Below are 19,651 nucleotides of genomic sequence, written 5' to 3' on the forward strand. Positions count from 1 at the left end.
GGTCCCATGAAATCATTCGTTGTTGCCGCCGCACTGTCGCTTGCTGCTCTTACCTCTCAGGCGCAGGCCCAAGATGCCGCCGCCGGAGAGAAGGTCTTCGTGCAATGCCGTGCCTGCCATCAGGTCGGCGAGACGGCAAAAAATGGCGTTGGCCCGGTGCTGAACGGCTTGTTCGGCCGCAAGTCCGGGACGATCGAAGGATATAATTACAGCGACGCCAACAAGAATTCGGGCATCACCTGGGACGAAGCGGTGTTCGCTGAATATATCCAGAACCCACGTGCCAAAATCCCCGGCACCAAGATGATCTATGCCGGCCTGAAAGACGAGAAGCGGATCGCCGACCTCACAGCTTACCTTAAGCAGTTCGGCAAGGACGGAAAGAAAGCGCAGTAAGAGGCGAAGAATCCAGCACGCGCGGTCAGCGATGACCGCGCGTTTTCGTTGTTACAATTGCGCTCTATACTGCGGCGCCAGGTGCGTTGGCAGCCTTGCCATGATCCGCTCCCTTTGGCGCGCAAGCGCTTTCGACCGACCTCAGATAACGCTGCGAAACAGGCGCTTTGATGCCGCCGTTCAAGTGAATCTGGCCGGTGCGACCGATCCGCTCGAAACGGTCAATAGCATCGTCAGCGACCCACCAGGACCGATGCACTTGGCGCCCCGACGTGGCGGCTTGCGCCTCCGCGATCGCGTCGCTCAGTCGCAGCAGCACCAGCGCCGAACCGCGGTCGGTGTGCACCCGGACATAATGGTCTTCCATCTCGAGGCATAGAATTCGGCCGCGCACCTGCAAAGGAAGGCGACTCAACAGCCGATTATTGACCGCGGACAATGTATCTTGAGGACGAATGACAGGGGATGAAGATTCCTCGCTGATCCAATCGCGCATGATCGGCGAGAACGCCATGGCATTTCCGGACGTCGCCGGCTCAAATCGCCGAACGAACGTCGCGACAGCAATAAGAGCGACGCCGGAGCCGATCAGGATGATCTGCAGATAGAGTTCGATGATCTCATAGGGCGTGATTCTCCAGCCCTTCAGAGCGTGGATCCCTGCCCCCGCAATCAGAATCATCGGAAGTGCGGCAACGGCAATCACCGTTGCCCGGCGCCACACGGGAGATATCCGGCGAAAGAAATCAAACGCACTCAACAGGCGTTCGACGATCGCCATCGTCACAAACCAGCACGCCAGCACCGCGCCCCAAAAGCCGACGAGCGCCAGAAAGGGCTGCTTGCTCGAAAAAAAAGGATTCATCCAGGCAAATGCCGGGGCTAATGCCAGTGCGAGCAAAACCTCCGCAGCGCGCGCCCTTAGCCACTGATCAGTCCGCAAGCTTGCGAAATCACGCATCGCGAATGGTCCATTTCATACCGGCGATGCAAATTAACGGAGAATTTGGCGCAATTGCGAAGACGCGCTCAAGCTGCGAGGACAATGCCCTCTAAGCCCCTGCTCATCCAATTCCGAGCAAGGGTTAACCATGCTGAAGGCTCCGCTGAGAGTTTCCTCTTCCCGTCCCAAGCCTTTGGAAGAGGTCGGGAGAGGAGCATTCGAGACCAAGCCCCAAGTCGAGAATGCTCCTCACCCCGCACGTTTACAAACAAAGACCGCCTCTGCCGGTCGGCCGCATCTTCCCCTTTTGATTATGATTGCGGCGTTTCCGCCGCTTTCCACCTTCGCTCACGCCGCCGATGTCGTTCCGCCGGGCAGCCAATCCGCGCCTGTTGCGCAGTTTCCAACGACACCGAGCCTGAACCAGTTTGCCTTCGTCACCGAAAAGCTGAGCCAATGGAATGTCGTCCTCGGCGGCGGGGCAATGATTGCGCCCAAGTATGAAGGTTCTGACGAGTTTGAAATAAAGCCGGTGCCATTCGTCACCGCGTCATATGGCGACTGGCTGAGAGTCGACCCGCGCGGCGCTACGGTCAGCCTCTACAGCTTCGGCGATCTGCATCTCAGCGCGAAGCTGGGTTACGATCTTGGCCGGAAAGAAGACAAATCCGTCCATCTAAGGGGATTGGGCGATATCGATCCCGGGGCCGTCGTCGGGGCAGAACTCGCTTATAAATTCGGCGCGCTCAAAGTCTTTGGCGAGCTCAACCGCACGATCGGCGGAAGTGACGGCCTGCAGGCCAGATTTGGAGCCGAGCTGGGATACAAATATGAGCGCTGGCTGTTGACCGCCGGGGCATCCGCCACATGGGCGGATGCCAAATACATGAGCACGTATTTCGGTGTGACGCCGACGCAGTCCGCCAATTCCGGCCTTCCCGTGTTCGACATCGGGGCCGGCCTGAAGCGTGTCGACGTCAGTGCTTCGGTCACTTACGCCATGACCGAAAACTGGCTGATCCGGGCGCAAGCCGGATACGGCTTTCTGGTGGGCGACGTCGCCAACAGCCCAATCGTGCAACGGGAAGCACAGCCCTTTGGCATGCTTGCCATTGGCTACAAATTCTAGCCTCGCAAAATGTGCAAAAAGGATAACGCATACCGCCGTTCGATCGGAGGGCATGCAAGTGTTTATTACGACCAGCGATGGCGTCTTTACGCATTGCGATTGTTCGGGTTGGCGACCTTCATCCTCATTCTGATTGCCGATCCGGTCTGGCAAGATCATCCGATCATCCAGAAAAGCATTCAGTTCATCGGGGCGACGCTGATTGTCGGCGCTGTGCTGGGACGCCTTTGGTCAACTCTCTACATCGGCGGCCGGAAAAACATCACGCTGATGACCAAGGGCCCCTATTCGATCACACGCAACCCGCTGTATTTCTTCTCGACGATCGGCAGCGTTGGAGCTGGACTCGTCTTCGGCAGCGTCGCACTGGGAGCGCTTGCGGGCGTTGCCGTCGGCGTCATCCTATATGCGACGTCACGCGGAGAGGCTGCCTTGCTCAGTTCACACTTCGGAAGCAGCTATCGGCACTACGCCGCACGGGTGCCCCTGTTCTGGCCACAGCCCGGGATTTACGAGGAAGCGAGCGACACGACCTTTGATCCGCGTGCCTTGAAGTGGGCGCTGGGTGATACGATCCTATTCCTGCTCGTCATTCCCTTTGCAGGTGCCGTTGACCTGTTGAGGCATTCCGGCCTGTTGCCACGCCTGATCATGCTCTTTTGACGAAGACTTGTGAACGAGGCGCCGCTTACACCCCAACCTAATGCCGCTGCGGTGCGTAACTGATCAGCGGCCCCGCGATCATCGGTGCCGTCTCCAGATAGCGCGGCACGACCAGACGCTTGCCTGGCTGCAACGATGTATTCGCACCGACATTGTTGAGCTGCGCTACCACCCAGACCGGCACGCTATAACGTTGCGCAACGGTGCGTGCCGTGTCGCCAGGCTCGGTCTGGATCGCGATCCCGGAATCCCACAACTCGATCTTCTCGCCGCGCGGCATCACATAGCGGATCGGCACCGTCGGACCTTCGAGCACTGGCGGCATGGTCGCGATCTGCACCACCTTGGCGATGATCTGATCCTGTAGGCCGCGGATCTTGACCATGTTGACGTGCAGCACTTCCCAGTAACTGCGCAGATCGACGGTCGCAAAATGACCACGGAAATCTGCAGACGCGCGAACATAGCCACCGCCGAAGAAGTTCATCGACTGATACATGTTGATGAAGCGGTCGACATTGTTGGGCACATTGGCCGCCTTGCGGGTCGGATCGAAAGCGACGATCAGGCTGACTGGCACACCCGCCTGTTTCAGCTTCCAGGCGAAACTGATCGCGGCGTCGCCGCCGGCGGAGTGGCCCATTGCCATGATCGGCTGCGGATTTTTCTTGTAGCGGGCGATCGCCTCCTCGGCCGGCCCGTACCAGTTCATGTGATTGTAGGTCTCAGATTCAACGACGCCACTCTCTCTGATCTTCTCGGAAAGGTGGTCCATCTCCATGGAGGCAAAGCGTCCTCCCATGCCGCGGAAGACGTAGGCCTTGCCCATGGCCATCCCGGTTTTCTGCGCGGCGAGTTCACCGGTTGGCGAAAGGAACCCCTCGAACACGGAGAGTGACCCGCAGCCGGACAGGCTGGCAGCGACCACGGCCATGGTCGCAAGGCGCGGCAGGTTGAACATGCGCTTTCAAAGCCCCTTGCTCATCTCGCCGCTTGCACTGCTGAAGGGCGAAGACGCACGCCACCGGCGTTGCTCGGGATGAAATGCGGATTTCCTTAAAATTTTCCGAAGATTGCAGATATTACCGGCCAACCCTTTGATCTATGACACTTTTCTGACCGCCTACGCGGAGCGAAATTGTCATTACCTCCGCCTTGGGCCATGAAGAATCACGCAAATGTTAGGTCTGCTGACGGCGCGCCTTAATTAGCGGTTGACCCTTAGGGCCGCCTGCCCTAACGCCCCGCTTTCAGCCCCCTTTCGAGACCGTCGATGACCGCCGCGCCGCGCATTTCCTTTGTTTCCCTCGGCTGCCCAAAGGCGCTGGTCGATTCCGAGCGCATCATCACGCGCCTGCGCGCCGAGGGCTATGAGCTGGCTCGTGGCCATGCCGGATCGGACGTGACCATCGTCAACACCTGCGGCTTCCTCGACTCCGCCCAGGCGGAATCTTTGGCCGCCATCGGCGAAGCGATGAAAGAGAACGGCAAAGTCATCGTCACCGGCTGCATGGGTGCCGAACCCGAGAAGATCACCTCGCAATTTCCGAAGGTGCTCGCGGTCACCGGCCCGCAGCAATATGAAAGCGTGATGGACGCGGTGCATCGCGCTCTGCCGCCGATGCATGAGCCTTTCGTCGATCTCGTGCCACCGCAGGGGCTGAAGCTCACGCCGCGCCACTATGCGTATCTGAAGATTTCCGAAGGCTGTAACAACCGCTGTTCCTTCTGCATCATCCCGAAGCTGCGCGGCGATCTCGTTTCGCGTCCCGCCGCCGATGTGCTGCGCGAAGCTGAGAAACTGGTCGCGGCGGGCGTGAAGGAGTTGCTGGTGATCTCGCAGGACACGTCGGCCTACGGCGTCGACGTGAAATATGCGGCGAGCCAGTGGAAGGATCGCGAGGTCCAGACCAAGTTCATTTCGCTCGCGCGCGAACTCGGCGAATTCGGCGTCTGGGTGCGCCTGCATTATGTCTACCCCTACCCGCATGTTGATGACGTCATCCCGCTGATGGCGGAAGGCCAAAAGACTGGTGGAGTACTGCCCTATCTCGACATTCCATTCCAGCATGCGAGCCCGGATGTGCTCAAGCGCATGAAACGGCCCGGCGCGCAGCAGAAGACACTCGACCGCATCAAACAATGGCGCGAGATCTGCCCGAGCCTCACCTTGCGATCGACCTTCATTGTCGGCTTCCCCGGCGAAACGGATGCCGATTTCGAGTTCCTGCTCGACTGGCTGGATGAAGCCGAACTCGATCGCGTCGGCTGTTTCAAATTCGAGCCGGTGGAAGGCGCACCGGCCAACGATCTCGACGGCGCCGTCCCGCAAGAGGTGAAAGAAGACCGCTGGAACCGCTTCATGCAGAAGCAGCAGAAAATCTCGGCCCGGCGACAGAAGAAGAAGGTCGGCACGCGCCAACAGGTGCTGATCGACGAGTTGACGCCAACAGGTGGCAAAGGCCGCAGCAAGGCCGACGCGCCGGAGATTGACGGCACCGTGCATGTCGTCAGCCGCCGCCCGCTGCGCGTCGGCGAATTCGCCAATGTAAAGATCGAGCGTGCCGACGAGTATGATTTATTTGGAACTGTGATTGGATTTTAAGCTTTTCAGAAGCTGTTGAGTTCGCACTTCTTAGCATCCCCATTCTACACCGCGCCCATCCAAGCTTTCTTGACTCTTGCGCGGCATCGCGCGTGTTGGATGGATGTTAAGGATGCAGCTATTCCGCACCCTCTTTCAAAGACTCTTTCCGGGCAAGGAGTCGGACAATGTGATGTCCAGACCGGAGCCAGATTTCCGCACGATTGCCGAAAACAGCTCCGATATCATCATTGATTTAGGCCCGGACAAACGAGCTGCATATGTTTCGCCGTCCTGCACCCGCCTTCTGGGGTGGTTGCCCGAGGAATTGATTGGGCGCGGTCCGGAAGTCTTTATTCTGCCCCAATATATCGCCGCGATCGAAGAGGACATGGCCGCGTTTGCTGACGGCAAACAGGACGAGGGAAAACTCGTCATGCAGGTCCGCGCCAAAGACGACCGGCTGCTCTGGGTCGAAGCGAGAGCACGGGTCGTCCGGGACAGGAAAACCGGCCAGATGAACCGACTGATCGTCACCATGCGTGACATCGATGACCGCAAGCAGTTCGAAGATCAAATGGCCGCCCTGGCCATGACCGATGGACTGACGGGTGTCTTGAATCGTCGTGCCTTTGACGAATCTCTCGCGCGGGAATGGGAGCACACTGTCCGAACGAGCGGGCAGATGTCGCTCCTGTTGCTCGATATCGACCATTTCAAGGACTTCAACGACACTTACGGACATCAGGCTGGGGACGATTGCCTGCGAGTCGTGGCGGCTGCGATACGCAGTGGTCTTAAACGTCCAACCGACATTCTTGCGCGATATGGTGGTGAGGAATTTGCTGTCATCCTTCCCGATGTCGACGCATCAGGCGCGGTGGAGATTGCCGGGCGCATTCGTCAGGCGGTCGCGAACATGAAAATTCCGCACCTCAAAAGCCAAACGGGACGCGGCAAAGTAACAGCGAGCATCGGAGTCGCGACGGCGCTTGCACGGAATGGTGGCACGATCCGAATGCCGGAGGGTTTGTTGCTTGCGGCTGATACCGCGCTTTACAAGGCGAAACGAAATGGCCGTAACCGCGTGGACACCGCGCTTTTGTTGGCGCCGGGAGGGTCAACGAACGTGGCCTGACCGAAGTTCAGGATCTTTCCGTTGACGCGTAGGCCTCCACAAAATCCGTCAGCGCAATAACCGCAAGCCCCATATCGCTCTCGCTCGCGAACTCCGCCGGATTGTGACTGATGCCGCCGCGGCAACGCACGAACATCATGGCGGTTGGGCAAAAGCCTGCCATCACCTGCGCATCATGACCCGCACCGGACGGAATGCGCATCGGCTTGTGGCCAAAGGTCGTGATCACGTTCTCCAGCATGTCCTGCATGACCGGCGTGCAAGCGGTGGTCTCCGTCTCATAAAACGACTCGAACGCGACTTCCAACTTGCGACGCAGCGCCATGCGTTGTGCATCGGCCTTCACCTGCTCGATCGCAGCCTTGCGTTTCGCATCGTTGACGGAGCGAAATTCGAGCGAGAAACCAACACGGCCTGGAATAACATTGGTTGCGCCGGGCGATGCTTCGATGCGACCGACTGTTGCCACCATGCCGTCGGCTTCGTTGTCCAATGCGGTCCGCTCGATCGCAAGCATGAGTTCGGATGCACCCGTCAGTGCGTCATGGCGCATGCGCATCGGCACCGTCCCGGCGTGGCCTGCAGCGCCCAGAACGACCACACGCATACGGGTCTGCCCGATGATGCCGGTCACGACACCCAGCGGCAGATTCTCCGCCTCCAGCACAGGTCCCTGCTCGATATGCACCTCAAGAAATCCTGCGACGTTGGCCGGATCGTAAGCGGCGGCCGTTATCTCATCGATACGCTTGCCATAGGCAACAATCGCATCCGCAAGCGTCACCCCATTGCGATCATGGTCGGACAAGGTCGCGCGATCGAACTTGCCGACACAGGCCAGCGACGACGACAGCGTCGAGCGAAAACGCGAACCCTCCTCGTCGCCGAAGGCCAGCACATCGATCCCGAATGGCAGGTCGAGGCCGCGCGCTGCGATTTCCTCGATCGCCAGAATGCCGGCAACGACACCAAGCGGCCCATCGTATTTGCCGGCATCGATGACCGTGTCGATGTGCGAGCCGGTCAGGAATCGCTTCTTCAGTTCGGGTCGCCAGTGACCGCGTACCGTGCCGAGCGCATCCTCGGTCACCGTCATGCCAGCGTCGCGCATCCATGACGCAACGAGATCGGCAGCGCGGCGATGTTCGGGCGTCAGGAACAGACGGACGAGGCGATTGGGATCGGACGAGATCGCGCCGAGTTCCGACAACATCGCCTCGGCTCGCCGGCCGAGCCGCACAACATCAGCACCAATGTCGGCTGCTTTCGTCATCGTCAATGCGCACGCAGCCAGCGGCCAAGCTGTTCGCGCTCCTCATCGGTCATGTGCGTCTGGTTACCGAGCGGCATGGCCTTATTGCGAACGGTCTGGATCATAATGAGCTGAGAGTAACGCTTGAGATCGGCCAGCGTTTCCAGCGTCACGTTCTTCGGCGGCTCCTTGAAGCTTTCATGTGTCGGCCGCCGCGCATGGCACATGGTGCAGTGCTTGGCCGTCATCGCCAGCACCTCGGAATCGGAAATCACAGGACCGGTATCCGCCATCTGGCGCGGTGCGGTAACGAAGATGGCGCAGATCAATGCGAATGCAGCCATTGGCGCCGCCCAGCCGTATTTCTCCCATGGCTCGCCGATGTCGATGCGGTTCAGGATGTGCCGGAATAATCCGCCGACGATCAGGATCAGCGCCACCACCATCCAGGCATGCGGATGCGCCGACAGGAACGGATAATGCGGCGACACCATCATCAGCAGCACAGGCAGCGTCAGATAGTTGTTGTGCAGCGAGCGCTGCTTGGCAACCTTGCCGTATTTCGCCTCAGGTTCTTCGCCGCGCAGCAACTGCCCGACCATGATGCGCTGGCCAGGAATGATCGTCACAAACACGTTGAAAGCCATGATGGTGCCGATGAAGGCGCCGACATGGATGAAAGAACCGCGTCCGGAAAACACCTTGGTGTAAAGCACCGCCGCCAGCAGGATCAAAAGAAACACAGAGGCCGCAAGCGGCACAGTACGGTCGCCGAAGAAGCGGCACAGACCATCATAGATGAACCAGCCGACTAGCAGCGACGCGATCGAGATCGCGATCGCCTGCCATGGCTCAAGCGGCATCACTGCTGGATCGATCAGATAGGCGCTGGCATGAAAATAATACTGGATGATGAGGAGGCCGAAACCGGTGACCCAGGTGAGATAGGCCTCCCACTTGAACCAGTGCAGATGTGGCGGCAGGTTCGGTGGCGCGACGGTGAACTTCTCGACGTGATAGAAGCCACCGCCATGCACTTGCCAGGCCGTGCCGAACACGCCGGGGCTTTTGCGCTCCTGCTGGTTCAGCGAATAATCGAGGGCGATGAAATAGAAGGACGTGCCGATCCAGCCGATCCCCACGATCATGTGGGCCCAGCGTAAGAGGAGATTGCCCCATTCTCCGATGAAAACGTCCATAAGTCGCTCTATCGTACAATTCCGACTATTTATCCGGCCTCATCCTGAGGAGCACCCTGCAAGGGCGCGTCTCGAAGGACAAGGCCGGGCCCACCCTTCCAGACGGCTGCTTCGCAGCCTCCTCAGGATGAGGCCGAATAGACATTTCGGAATACTAGCAAGCCATGTGCCGTAAAGCTTACGGAACCAGGATCGACGATCCCGTGGTCTCGCGGCTTTCGAGATCCCGGTGCGCCTGCTGCGCATCCTTCAGGGCGTATTTCTGGTTGATCGGGATTTTCACCGCGCCGCTGGCAATGACATTGAACAGGTCGTTGGCGGTGGCAAGCAGATCCTCGCGCTTGGCAACATAATTGTTCAGCGTCGGCCGGGTCGCAAAGAGCGAGCCCTTGGTCTGCAGGATATTGATGTTGAAGGCGTCGATCTGACCGGAGGCCGAGCCGAAGCTCGCGAACATGCCGAGCGGGCGAATGCAGTCCAGCGATGCCGGGAAGGTGGTCTTGCCAATGCCGTCATAGACGACGTCGCACAGCTTGCCGTCGGTGATCTCCTTCACCCGCGTCGGGAAATCCTCATCGCGATAATAGATCACGTGGCGACAACCATTGGCCTTGGCGATCTCGCCTTTCTCTTTCGATCCGACGGTGCCGATCACGGTGGCACCAAGGTGGTTCGCCCACTGGCACAGGATCTGGCCGACGCCGCCGGCTGCGGCATGCATCAGCACCGTCGAGCCCTTGGTGACCTTGTAGGTGCGATTGACGAGATATTGCGCGGTCATGCCTTTCAGCATCATGCCGGCAGCCTGTTCGTAGGAAATGTTGTCTGGGATTTTCACCGCACGATCGGCCGGCAGCAGCCGCTCCTCGGCGTAACCACCCAGAGCGGTGACATAAGCCACCCGATCGCCGACCTTGATATCGGTGACGCCAGGACCGACCGCAACGACTTCGCCCGCGCCCTCATTGCCCGACACGAACGGCAGGCCGACCGGTGACGGATACATGCCGATGCGGAAATAGGTGTCGATGAAGTTCACCCCGCAGGCATATTGCTTGATCCGGATCTGTCCCTGCCCGGGCGCCGCGACTTCGATATCCTCGAATGTCAGCACCTCGGGACCGCCATGTTTATGTACCCGGACCGCTGCAACCATCATCGTTCTCCCATCAGCGCGTGCGCTCCCGGCACGCTCAAATCGGGGCGGATCATAGGGGCCGAAAAGGCCGACGCAAGCGGAGACGCGACATATCCATCAAGCGTCATTCCGGAAGCCGCGGAGCGGCTATCCGGAATCCAGTCCGTGGCTGGATTCCGGGCCCACAGGCTTACGCCTGCCGGAATGACAACAAAATCGTTCTACCGCGCGCCCGATACGGTCAGGATCGTACCGCTGGTGTAGCTGGCCTTGTCCGAGATCAGGAACAATATCGCCTCCGCCACCTCCTGTGGCGTGCCGAACCGTCCGGTCGGAAGCATCGGGGAGACACGCTCCTTCCGGCCAGGTTCATGGATCTCCGTATCGATCGGACCGGGTGAGACCGCATTGACACGGATGCCCTCGCCCGCCAGTTCGCGCGACAGCCCAATGGTCAGCGAATCCACTGCCCCCTTGGTCGCCGCATACCAGGCATACTCTCCGGCCGCACCGAGCCGCGATTGCACCGATGACAAAAACACGATCGAACCGCCGCGGCCACCATGCTTTGTGGAGATCCGCGGGATCGCCGCACGGGCCGTAAAGAATGCACCCATGACATTGACATCGACATTCTCGCGCAGCGTCTGCGTCGACACCGCTTCGAAACGCGAATTCTTGCCGGTGACACCGCTGTTATAAACGAGATGGCGCAGCGGCCCGAACGCATCGACCTCCTTGAACAGGCGCTCGACATCGGCCTCCTGCGCCATGTCGCCCTGGACCGCGATCGCGCGGCCACCGCTGCCTTCGACATCCTTGACGACGTTTGCCGCCGCATCCGCATTGCTCTTGTAGTTGATGGCGACATCGTAGCCGCATTGCGCGGCAAGCCGTGCGGTTGCGGCGCCGATGCCCCGGCCACCGCCGGTGATGAGAACAATCTGTCTGTCGGTCATTTGTTACTTCCGGGTCAGTGTTTTTGGTCGTTTACGCCGGTTGCGAAGCGCGAGCACGTTAAACACCTCGACCGCACCCGCAAAGGCCATTGCGAAGTAAATATAGCCGCGCGGAATGTGGAAACCGAGACCGTCGGCCACCAGCGCGACGCCGATCAGCAAGAGGAACGACAGCGCCAGCATCTTGGTGGTCGGATATTTCTGGATGAAGGCCGAGACCGGCACGGCGGCGAAATACATCACCAGCATCGCGATCATCACCGCTGCGATCATGATTTCGACATCCTGCGCAAGGCCGATCGCGGTGATGATGGAGTCGAGCGAGAAGACGAGGTCGATCGCAACCAGTTGCGCTATGACCCAGCCAAAACCATTGCTACCACCGCTGGATTGCTCCTCTTCGTATTCGGCCTCGACCTCTGCGTGGATTTCGCTTGTGCCCTTGGCGAGCAGGAACAAGCCGCCGGCGATCAGGATCAGGTCGCGCCAGGAAAACTCGTTGCCGAGGATCGCAAAGACCGGCGCGGTGAGCCGCATGATCCAGGTCAATGTCAGCAGCAGCGCGACGCGAAAGATGAAGGCAAGGCCGAGCCCGATCTGTCGCGCGAGCTTGGCCTGCCGCTTCGGCAACCGCGAAATCAAAACGGAGATAAAGACGATGTTGTCGATGCCGAGCACGATCTCGAGCACCGAGAGGGTCACCAGCGCAAGCCAGGCATGTGGATCGGTCAACAAGTGAAGCATCTTTGTCCAGTATTCCGTTCAGTCATCCGCCGTCGCCAACCCGATCGTCAGGAAATACACCGCCAGCGCGGCCAAAGACCATGCGATAATCGTTCCGGGATCGAGCGCGGCCACAAGAGCATAGGCGCCAAGTACACACCACAAGGCCATCACCGCGAGATTGACCACGCGAAGCTGAGTAACGCGAAAAGGATGAAGAACCCGCAGCGGCATGAAGGTGAGACAGACGAGAGTTGCCACAATGGCGGCTGCCACCCAATCCGGCAGCTTCAAGATAAACAGATGAAAGGCGGCAGCGTTCCACAGGGCGGGAAAGCCGCGGAAGTAATTGTCGGCCGTCTTCATCTGCTGATCGGCGAAATAAAGCGCGCTGGTCACGACGATGGCGATGGCCAGCGGAACGGCGACAGGCGATGGCAGCAATCCGCCGGTCGCGAACGCAAAGGCCGGCACGAACACATAAGTGGTGAAATCGACCACGAGGTCGAGCGCATTGCCGGACCAGCGCGGCAGCCTTTCCGCAACCCGAAAGTGCCGTGCCAAGGTCCCATCGACGCCATCGATCAACAGCGCGATCGCCAGCCACACGAACATCGTCACCCAGTCGGCGCGCGCCGCGGCCAGCAGCGCCAGCAGGGCGCAGCCGGCGCCACAGGCGGTAAAGATGTGAACGAGAAAAGGACGCATCGGCGCTACCCGATCGATCGGCCGGTTCGCGCTGTCGTTGGCATCATGCATGGAATGGAGGGTCCCGGATCGGCCCAGCATAAACGAGCCGGACTGATCATGAAATTCCACCTCTCGCCAGAGAGGTATCACGGCGCTAAGTAGTCGCTGGAAAGGCGCATGAAGGATGAATGCAGGATCATTAACGGCAGATGTCGCGGTCGTCGGCGGCGGGCCGTCGGGGCTCACGGCGGCCTTGGCTCTCGCGTCGGCGGGCCTCGATACGGTGCTGGTGGCCCCTCCTGCACCATCCGACAATCGCACCACGGCCCTGCTCGCCAGTTCCATCGCAGCGCTTGAAACACTCGTCGTCTGGGAGGCCTGCCGCGACAAGGCCGCGCCGCTTCGCACCCTGCGCATCGTCGACGATACCGGGCGGCTGTGGCGTGCGCCGGAGGCGCGGTTTGAGGCGGACGAAATCGGTCTTGAGGCCTTCGCCTATAACATCGAGAACCGGCATCTGATCGCGGCGCTCGAAACCGCCGCCGCGCATCGGCTGAATTTGCGCGTGATCGAAGATGAAGCCGCCATGGTCAGCGCCAGCGATGATCTTGCGCATATCCGCACCGCTCGCGGAACCGAAATCGACGCCCGGCTGGTCGTTGGCGCCGATGGCCGCCATTCGATCTGCCGGGCCACAGCCGGCATCGAGATGCATGCTCAGCGCTATCCGCAAATTGCGCTAACCTTCAACATTGCGCATAGCCGTCCGCACCACGACATCTCGACCGAATTCCACACCGAAGCCGGGCCCTTCACCACCGTGCCGTTGCCGGGCAACCGCTCCAGCATTGTCTGCGTGGTGACGGAGAAAGATGCGCACCACCTGCAGACATTGTCTGGCGAGACGCTCGATTGCGAGCTTGAACGCCGCTCGCATTCGATCCTCGGCAAGGTGAAGACGGAGCCCGGCTACGGCATTTTCCCGCTCGCCATTGAGTCCGCCAGCCTCGCTGCCGCGCACCGGATCGCGTTGATCGGCGAAGCTGCGCACCGCATTCCCCCGATCGGCGCGCAGGGGCTCAATCTCGGCCTGCGCGATGCCGCGGCCATTGCCGAAGTCGCCGCCGACCATCGCGACGATCCCGGCGCGCCGGACGCGCTCAGCCGCTATGAGAACATGCGCCGCGCCGACGTGATGAGCCGGACGCTGGCGGTCGATCTTCTCAACCGTTCGCTGCTCTCCGGTTTCCTGCCGATCCAGGGGCTGCGCGGGCTCGGCATGCACGTGTTGAACACCGTTGGCCCGTTGCGCCGTGCCGTGATGCGCGAGGGCGTGATGCCGCGCGGTTCGCAGCCCCGGCTGATGCGCGGTGAAGCGTTGCGCTGATCAGAACAGTTTTTATCGACGGAAATCGAGACGCCCCCCAGCAAAGCGCCCGTCTATTCTCTTTTCGCTGACGATCAATCCGATCCAGGGCCGTGTTATTTTCGGGTCGGTCAGATTGATATATTTGCCGATCAGCTTTTCTTCACCTTCGCGCCGAGCTTCAATGAGGCCTCTGCGACGGCCGTGATCCCAATCGAACAAAACAAACAAACGCTCGCCCGCGACCCTGACCTCGGCTTGCCCCTGTTTCCACTTGTTTGCGGCGTCGCCCGGAATGGTCGGGTCCGCGCCGCCATTCCATCGGCTGGACCAGTGTCCTTCAATCCCGTCCGGATCGCGCTCGGCATCGGCGCACCAGACCTTGGCATTGTCATCGTCATCCGATCCCGACAGTTTCGCGCCGCGCGCAAACTCCATGACCTCTTGATCGTTCGGGCCTGGAACATCCAGGACGCCAAATGGATTTCGAATTTCGCTGCGCAGGTCGAACGCGCGATGTGTCTGGTTTTCCGTCTTCATCTTGCTGCCTCCACTTAGCCTCCGTATCCGGTTCTTGCCGGCTGGAGTCCGCATCACCACCCGGTTTCTGCCTGGGAAAGCGGCGGCACCGGCTTTTCATCGTCCGCCGGACCGCGGAATTGCGGAGCGATGGGCAGCGGAAGGGCCGGCATCGTACCGCCGTCGAGGCCACGGAGACGCCGGCTGAACAATCCTCGTTGGATGAAGTGCGGATCGCTCAACGCATCGTCGAGCGAGCGCACGATGGTCAGGCAGCAATCGGCCTTGGCGAAAACAGGCTCCCACTCGGCGGCGCTCCGCGTGGCGATCAATGCGGCCACCGCCGCCATTGTTGCAGCGGGATCGCGGCGGTCATCGGTGAGTGTTGGATCGAGACCGATGACGGAAGCAAAACGCCTCCAGAAATGATCCTCCAGGGCGGCGCAGGCAATGAGGCCACCGTCCTTTGCCGGATAAAGCTGATAGCGCGGCGAGCCGCCGCACAATTCGCTTTCACCCGGCGCCGGACACCGCTCCGTAGCAAAGCGGCGCGCCAACGCATGCCAGGCGAAGGTGAACATCGCATCCGTCATCGCGATATCGAGATGGCACCCCTGCCCCGTCAGGTCGCGCTGTCGGAGCGCCAGCAGGATGTTGATCACCGCCGGAAAGGTGCCGCCACCGATATCGGCGATCAGTGCCGGCGGCACCACTGGGCGGTCCGTGGGGCCAGGTTGCAGCGCCAGCAGCCCGGTATGGCCGATATAATTGAGATCGTGCCCGGCCTCCTGCGCACGGTGGCCGGATTGGCCGTATCCGGTAATCGAGCAATAAATCAGGTGCGGATTCACTTCGCGCACGGCGGCATATCCGAAGCCGAGCTTGTCCATAATGCCTGGGCGGAATTGCTCAACCAATACGTCAACATCCTGAAGCAGCAAGCGAAGACGATCCGCACCCTTCTCCGACTTCAGATCGAGGATGAATGACTTCTTGCCCCGGTTAAGAAGGCCAAAGGCCGCTCCGGTGCCATTCCATTCCGGCTGATAGCCGCGCATGTCGTCGCCACCGGGCCGTTCGATCTTCAACACCTCCGCTCCAGCTTCCGCGAGCATGAGGGTCGCGAGCGGTCCCGGCAGCAGGTTCGTGAGGTCGAGCACCTTGATGCCGGACAAGGGTTGCATAATGGCGCCTTTTCGTCCCGACAGGCCGAACGTGAGCGAGGTTAGAACGGGGTCGCCGGAAGCACACCGGCCTTGATCATCCACATCATGCCGGTGAGCGTCACCACCGATACCAGCGTGCCGATCAGCACCGAACCCGACGCCTCCTCGACCCAAACATCATACTGCCGCGCCAGAATGAAGACGTTGAGCGCCGGCGGCAATGCCGCCATCAGCACAGCGGCATAGGTCCACGACGCGCTGAAAGGTCCGAACCAGCCGAGCACAAAAAACACGATCAACGGATGCAGGATCAGTTTGATCGGGACGATGGCCGGAACATCCCAGTGCAGCTTCGGGAACGGCCGCAGCGCCACGGTGACACCGAGCACAAACAAAGCACAGGGCGCGGACGCATTTTGCAGAAACTGCATCAACCGGTCGAGCGCCACCGGCGGCTCGAAATGCACGGCAGCCGAGGCCACGCCGAGCACCGTCGCGATGATGAAGGGATGCAGCACGATGCTGCGGATGATATGCAGGGCCGATCGCCAGAAGCCACGCCGGTCGCTGCCGCCGATCGCCATCAAGAGCGGCACCAGCGAAAATAACAGGATGCTGTCGAAGCAGAAGATCAGCGCCACAGGCGCGGCCGATTCAGTGCCGAGCGTCGATAGCGCCAGCCCCGGACCCATGTAACCGATATTGCCATAGCCGCCGGCAAGGCCCGCGATGGTCGCCTGCGGCATGGTCCGCCGGCCGATCAAGGCGATGGCAAGGGCCAGCGTGAAGGCGATGAGCGTGGACAAGGTCGTGCCTAGCACGAACGAGACATTGGCCAATTGTTCCAGCGGAGTCTTGGCCACGATCCGGTAAAACAGGCAGGGCAGCGCGACATAGACGATGAAGAAATTCATCCAGGCTAGCCCGGTATCCGGGATCTGCTTGATCCGCCCGCAGGCATAGCCAAGCAGGATCAAGCCGAAATACGGCAGCGCCAGGTTGAGGACTTCGATCATCGAAGAATAGGTTTGAGACGGGAAAGGCTGCTCGAAAGAGCGGCTTGGCGGGTCGCGGTGTTCTAGATCATATTGGGGCCACCTGTTCTACGGCGAACCGCGCATACCATCCGCGACGTTCCGGAGCCCAAATCGGAGCCTGTCTGTCCATGAAGCTGCCTCGCAATTTCTTCAAGCCACTCGCAGCCGGCGCCCCTGCTCCCACGCGCGAATTGCCGGTGCGGCTTGAGCGCATGATCCATTTCGTGCCACCGCATATCGAGAAAGTCACCGCCAAGGTGCCGCAGCTCGCCCGCGAGGTCGATGTCGTGCTCGGCAATCTCGAGGACGCGATTCCGGCCGACGCCAAGAAGGCGGCGCGCGACGGCTTCATCGCCATGGCCAAGGCAACAGATTTCGGCACGACCGGATTGTGGACGCGCATCAATGCGCTCAATTCGCCCTGGGTGCTGGACGACATCACCGAACTCGTCGCCGCCATCGGCAACAAGCTCGATGTGATCATGCTGCCCAAGGTCGATGGCGTCTGGGACATCCACTATCTCGATCAGCTCCTGGCACAGCTCGAAGCGAAGCATCAGGTGAAGAAGCCGATCCTCATTCACGCGATCCTTGAAACGGCGGAAGGGGTGATGAATGTCGAGCAGATTGCCGCATCGTCACCGCGCATGCAGGGCATCAGCCTCGGACCGGCCGACCTCGCCGCATCGCGTGCGATGAAGACGACCCGTGTCGGCGGCGGACATCCGGAATACAAGGTGCTGGCCGATGCGAAAGCCGATGGCGGCGCGCGCGCGGCCTACCAGCAGGATCTGTGGCATTACACGCTCGGCAAAATGGTCGACGCCTGTGCGGCTGCCGGCATCAAGCCGTTCTATGGCCCGTTCGGGGATTTCTCCGATCCCGAAGGTTGCGAGGTGCAATTCCGCAATGCGTTCCTGATGGGATGCGCCGGCGCCTGGTCGCTGCATCCGACACAGGTTGCCATCGCCAAGCGGGTTTATTCGCCCGATCCCGACGAGGTCGCATTCGCAAAGAAAATTCTCGATGCCATGCCGGACGGCACCGGCGCTGTGATGATCGACGGCAAGATGCAGGACGACGCCACCTGGAAACAGGCCAAGGTCGTGGTCGACCTCGCCCGGCTGGTCGCCGGCAAAGACCCCGACCTCGCCACACGCTATGGTTTCTAGGGGGAACGGCTGCAGCCGCTATCATTCAGCCATGCTGGCCAGTCCAGGGCCGGGCTCGCTCATCAATTGACAAGGCTTTTCTGTAAGAATAGCGGCGTTGCGGGCACAATGGTATTTGCGACTGCGTCGGTTCCGTTATCTGAAGGCATTGAGTAATGCGTCGATCATTGTACGATTCCATCGGGGGCTTCGGCACCATTTCCAAAATCGTCCTGAGTTTCTATGGGAAGGTGCTCGAATCCGAAGACGCCGCGCCGTATTTCGCCGACGTCGATATGCAGCAACTGATCGATCACCAGACCAAGTTCATCTGTTCGCTGCTGGGTGGCCCGGCCAGTTTCACCGACGATCAGATCCGCCTCGCCCATCGCTCCATCAATGTAACGGACGATGCGTTCAACCATATCGCCGCGCTATTCGTAGAAGCGCTCAACGATGCCAAACTGCCGGCGGCGGATATCGATGCCATAGCAAAAGCTTTTGAAGCCAAGCGCCCGCTGATCGTGCCGCGATGACAATTACCCGGTCCTCTTCCGCCTTCGATTGTCTGCGCGATCTGACAATCGGCATCATGATTTGCGAGCCGCAATCAGCCAACATCGTGTACGCCAATGAGCAAGCCGAGAAGTGGTTCGGTCGTGGCCTTGTCGGGCAGTCCCTTCCTTCGGCCGTTGCCGCTGTCTCGCTCGACGATCTGAAAGCGCGCGTTGCGTCCAGCAAACGCTATTCGGTCGCAGGAGAAATCGCGCCCGCGACCGGCCGCCGGATCGCCTACCGGCTGTCAGCCAATGAGCGCAGCTTCGAGAACGGGACATTCATCGTCAGTGAAATCGAGAATATCTCGACACAGAAGGAGCAGGAATATCTGCTGCAATCCTATTCCGGCCTGATCGAACGCAAGAACCGCGAGATCGCGAAAGAGCAGGAACGGACCGAACGGCTGCTGATGAATGTCTTTCCGTTCAAGGTGCTTCAGGAATTCAAGGAATTCGGCACGACCACTCCGTCATTCTATGACGAAGTGTCGGTCATGTTTCTGGACTTTGTCGGCTTTACACGTATGCCGGTCTCCAAAGACCCCAAACGGCTCATTTCCGAGTTGAACGAAATCTTCTCGACATTCGACCAGATCATCGAACATCACGCCTGCGAGCGCATCAAGACCATCGGCGATGCCTATCTCGCTGTCGCCAATATGCCGAGCGCCAATCCCGACCATGCGACCGATATCGCCACCGCGGCGATCAAGATCCTGCGCTATCTGGAGCGCCGCAATGCGCAGCACGATATCCAATGGACCTGCCGTGTCGGCATCCATACGGGAAGCGTGGTCGGCTCTGTCGTGGGGGTCAGGAAATACATCTACGATGTATTCGGCGACGGCGTAAACACGGCGAGCCGGATGCAGAGCCTTTCGGAACCCATGAAAATCACTGTTTCGGAGCCAACCTGCAAACTGATCTGCAGCACGATTCCCTGCATGCCGAGAGGAGAGTTCGAGATCAAGGGCACCGACAAGATGAACGTCTATTTCATCGACACCGGCCTATCTGACTGAGCACAGTTGCGGGCACGAC

General features: G+C 60.1%; 20 protein-coding genes. 9 read left to right on the top strand and 11 right to left on the bottom strand.

All coding sequences use genetic code 11. From position 1 onward, the window contains the following. The first annotated feature begins 6 nt into the window (after positions 1-6). Entirely contained in the window at positions 7-396 is a 390-nt protein-coding gene (locus CAK95_RS23495) for a c-type cytochrome (protein WP_086090119.1), read from the top strand. Between the two features lie 64 nt (positions 397-460). On the opposite strand, the gene CAK95_RS23500 is transcribed toward CAK95_RS23495, so the two are convergent. Continuing rightward, entirely contained in the window at positions 461-1,297 is an 837-nt protein-coding gene (locus tag CAK95_RS23500; RefSeq protein WP_157699716.1) for a LytTR family DNA-binding domain-containing protein, read from the bottom strand. 190 nt (positions 1,298-1,487) lie between these two features. On the opposite strand from CAK95_RS23500, the gene CAK95_RS23505 reads away from it, so the two are divergent. Continuing rightward, positions 1,488-2,468, top strand: a complete 981-nt coding sequence (locus tag CAK95_RS23505; RefSeq protein WP_086090121.1) for a MipA/OmpV family protein — start codon at positions 1,488-1,490, stop codon at positions 2,466-2,468. Between the two features lie 108 nt (positions 2,469-2,576). Beyond that, positions 2,577-3,131: a methyltransferase family protein gene (locus CAK95_RS23510; RefSeq protein WP_157699717.1), complete on the top strand. Its 555-nt coding sequence runs from the start codon at positions 2,577-2,579 to the stop codon at positions 3,129-3,131. A 37-nt stretch (positions 3,132-3,168) separates the two neighbouring features. Here CAK95_RS23510 and CAK95_RS23515 read toward each other — a convergent pair whose 3' ends face one another. Then, positions 3,169-4,092 carry a LysM peptidoglycan-binding domain-containing protein gene (locus CAK95_RS23515; protein ID WP_086090123.1) on the bottom strand — a complete coding sequence of 308 codons (924 nt, stop codon included), beginning with the start codon at positions 4,090-4,092 and terminating at the stop codon, positions 3,169-3,171. Between the two features lie 312 nt (positions 4,093-4,404). On the opposite strand from CAK95_RS23515, the gene rimO reads away from it, so the two are divergent. Further along, a complete protein-coding gene (rimO, locus tag CAK95_RS23520) occupies positions 4,405-5,736 on the top strand; it encodes a 30S ribosomal protein S12 methylthiotransferase RimO (RefSeq protein WP_086090124.1) in 1,332 nt (443 codons plus the stop codon). A 112-nt stretch (positions 5,737-5,848) separates the two neighbouring features. After that, positions 5,849-6,853 (top strand): sensor domain-containing diguanylate cyclase, encoded by a 1,005-nt coding sequence (locus CAK95_RS23525; protein WP_198343757.1) that lies wholly within the window; start codon positions 5,849-5,851, stop codon positions 6,851-6,853. A gap of 7 nt (positions 6,854-6,860) precedes the next feature. Here CAK95_RS23525 and CAK95_RS23530 read toward each other — a convergent pair whose 3' ends face one another. The 6 genes from CAK95_RS23530 to CAK95_RS23555 form a co-directional block, all read right to left on the bottom strand. Then, positions 6,861-8,126, bottom strand: a complete 1,266-nt coding sequence (locus tag CAK95_RS23530; protein WP_086090125.1) for an allantoate amidohydrolase — start codon at positions 8,124-8,126, stop codon at positions 6,861-6,863. A gap of 2 nt (positions 8,127-8,128) precedes the next feature. Then, positions 8,129-9,304, bottom strand: a complete 1,176-nt coding sequence (locus CAK95_RS23535) for a urate hydroxylase PuuD (RefSeq protein WP_086090126.1) — start codon at positions 9,302-9,304, stop codon at positions 8,129-8,131. A gap of 178 nt (positions 9,305-9,482) precedes the next feature. Beyond that, positions 9,483-10,460 carry a quinone oxidoreductase family protein gene (locus tag CAK95_RS23540; RefSeq protein ID WP_086090127.1) on the bottom strand — a complete coding sequence of 326 codons (978 nt, stop codon included), beginning with the start codon at positions 10,458-10,460 and terminating at the stop codon, positions 9,483-9,485. A gap of 203 nt (positions 10,461-10,663) precedes the next feature. Next, positions 10,664-11,401: an SDR family oxidoreductase gene (locus CAK95_RS23545; protein WP_086090128.1), complete on the bottom strand. Its 738-nt coding sequence runs from the start codon at positions 11,399-11,401 to the stop codon at positions 10,664-10,666. 3 nt (positions 11,402-11,404) lie between these two features. Continuing rightward, positions 11,405-12,145: a TerC family protein gene (locus CAK95_RS23550; RefSeq protein WP_086090129.1), complete on the bottom strand. Its 741-nt coding sequence runs from the start codon at positions 12,143-12,145 to the stop codon at positions 11,405-11,407. An 18-nt stretch (positions 12,146-12,163) separates the two neighbouring features. Further along, positions 12,164-12,883 (bottom strand): CDP-alcohol phosphatidyltransferase family protein, encoded by a 720-nt coding sequence (locus CAK95_RS23555; protein WP_157699718.1) that lies wholly within the window; start codon positions 12,881-12,883, stop codon positions 12,164-12,166. Between the two features lie 115 nt (positions 12,884-12,998). Between CAK95_RS23555 and CAK95_RS23560 the strand changes: the two genes are divergently transcribed. After that, positions 12,999-14,201, top strand: a complete 1,203-nt coding sequence (locus CAK95_RS23560; protein WP_086090131.1) for a UbiH/UbiF family hydroxylase — start codon at positions 12,999-13,001, stop codon at positions 14,199-14,201. A 12-nt stretch (positions 14,202-14,213) separates the two neighbouring features. Here CAK95_RS23560 and CAK95_RS23565 read toward each other — a convergent pair whose 3' ends face one another. From CAK95_RS23565 to CAK95_RS23575, 3 genes are read right to left on the bottom strand one after another with little or no spacing between them, the layout of a single operon-like run. Beyond that, positions 14,214-14,720 (bottom strand): hypothetical protein, encoded by a 507-nt coding sequence (locus CAK95_RS23565; RefSeq protein WP_086090132.1) that lies wholly within the window; start codon positions 14,718-14,720, stop codon positions 14,214-14,216. Positions 14,721-14,773: 53 nt separating this feature from the next. Beyond that, entirely contained in the window at positions 14,774-15,883 is a 1,110-nt protein-coding gene (locus tag CAK95_RS23570) for a CaiB/BaiF CoA transferase family protein (protein WP_245303506.1), read from the bottom strand. 41 nt (positions 15,884-15,924) lie between these two features. Further along, positions 15,925-16,881, bottom strand: coding sequence for an AEC family transporter (locus CAK95_RS23575; RefSeq protein WP_086090133.1), 957 nt, complete (start codon positions 16,879-16,881; stop codon positions 15,925-15,927). A gap of 149 nt (positions 16,882-17,030) precedes the next feature. Between CAK95_RS23575 and CAK95_RS23580 the strand changes: the two genes are divergently transcribed. The 3 genes from CAK95_RS23580 (at position 17,031) to CAK95_RS23590 (ending at position 19,632) form a co-directional block, all read left to right on the top strand. Next, positions 17,031-18,074, top strand: coding sequence for an HpcH/HpaI aldolase/citrate lyase family protein (locus CAK95_RS23580; RefSeq protein WP_086090134.1), 1,044 nt, complete (start codon positions 17,031-17,033; stop codon positions 18,072-18,074). Positions 18,075-18,229: 155 nt separating this feature from the next. Then, the gene (locus CAK95_RS23585; RefSeq protein ID WP_086090135.1) at positions 18,230-18,589 is read left to right on the top strand and encodes a truncated hemoglobin; all 360 of its coding nucleotides are present in this window, start codon (positions 18,230-18,232) and stop codon (positions 18,587-18,589) included. Next, a complete protein-coding gene (locus CAK95_RS23590) occupies positions 18,586-19,632 on the top strand; it encodes an adenylate/guanylate cyclase domain-containing protein (protein ID WP_086090136.1) in 1,047 nt (348 codons plus the stop codon). The genes CAK95_RS23585 and CAK95_RS23590 overlap by 4 nt, the downstream gene beginning before the upstream one ends. Positions 19,633-19,651: the final 19 nt, after the last annotated feature.

The organism is Pseudorhodoplanes sinuspersici, assembly GCF_002119765.1.
In the GTDB taxonomy this organism is placed as follows: Bacteria; Pseudomonadota; Alphaproteobacteria; order Rhizobiales; family Xanthobacteraceae; genus Pseudorhodoplanes; species Pseudorhodoplanes sinuspersici.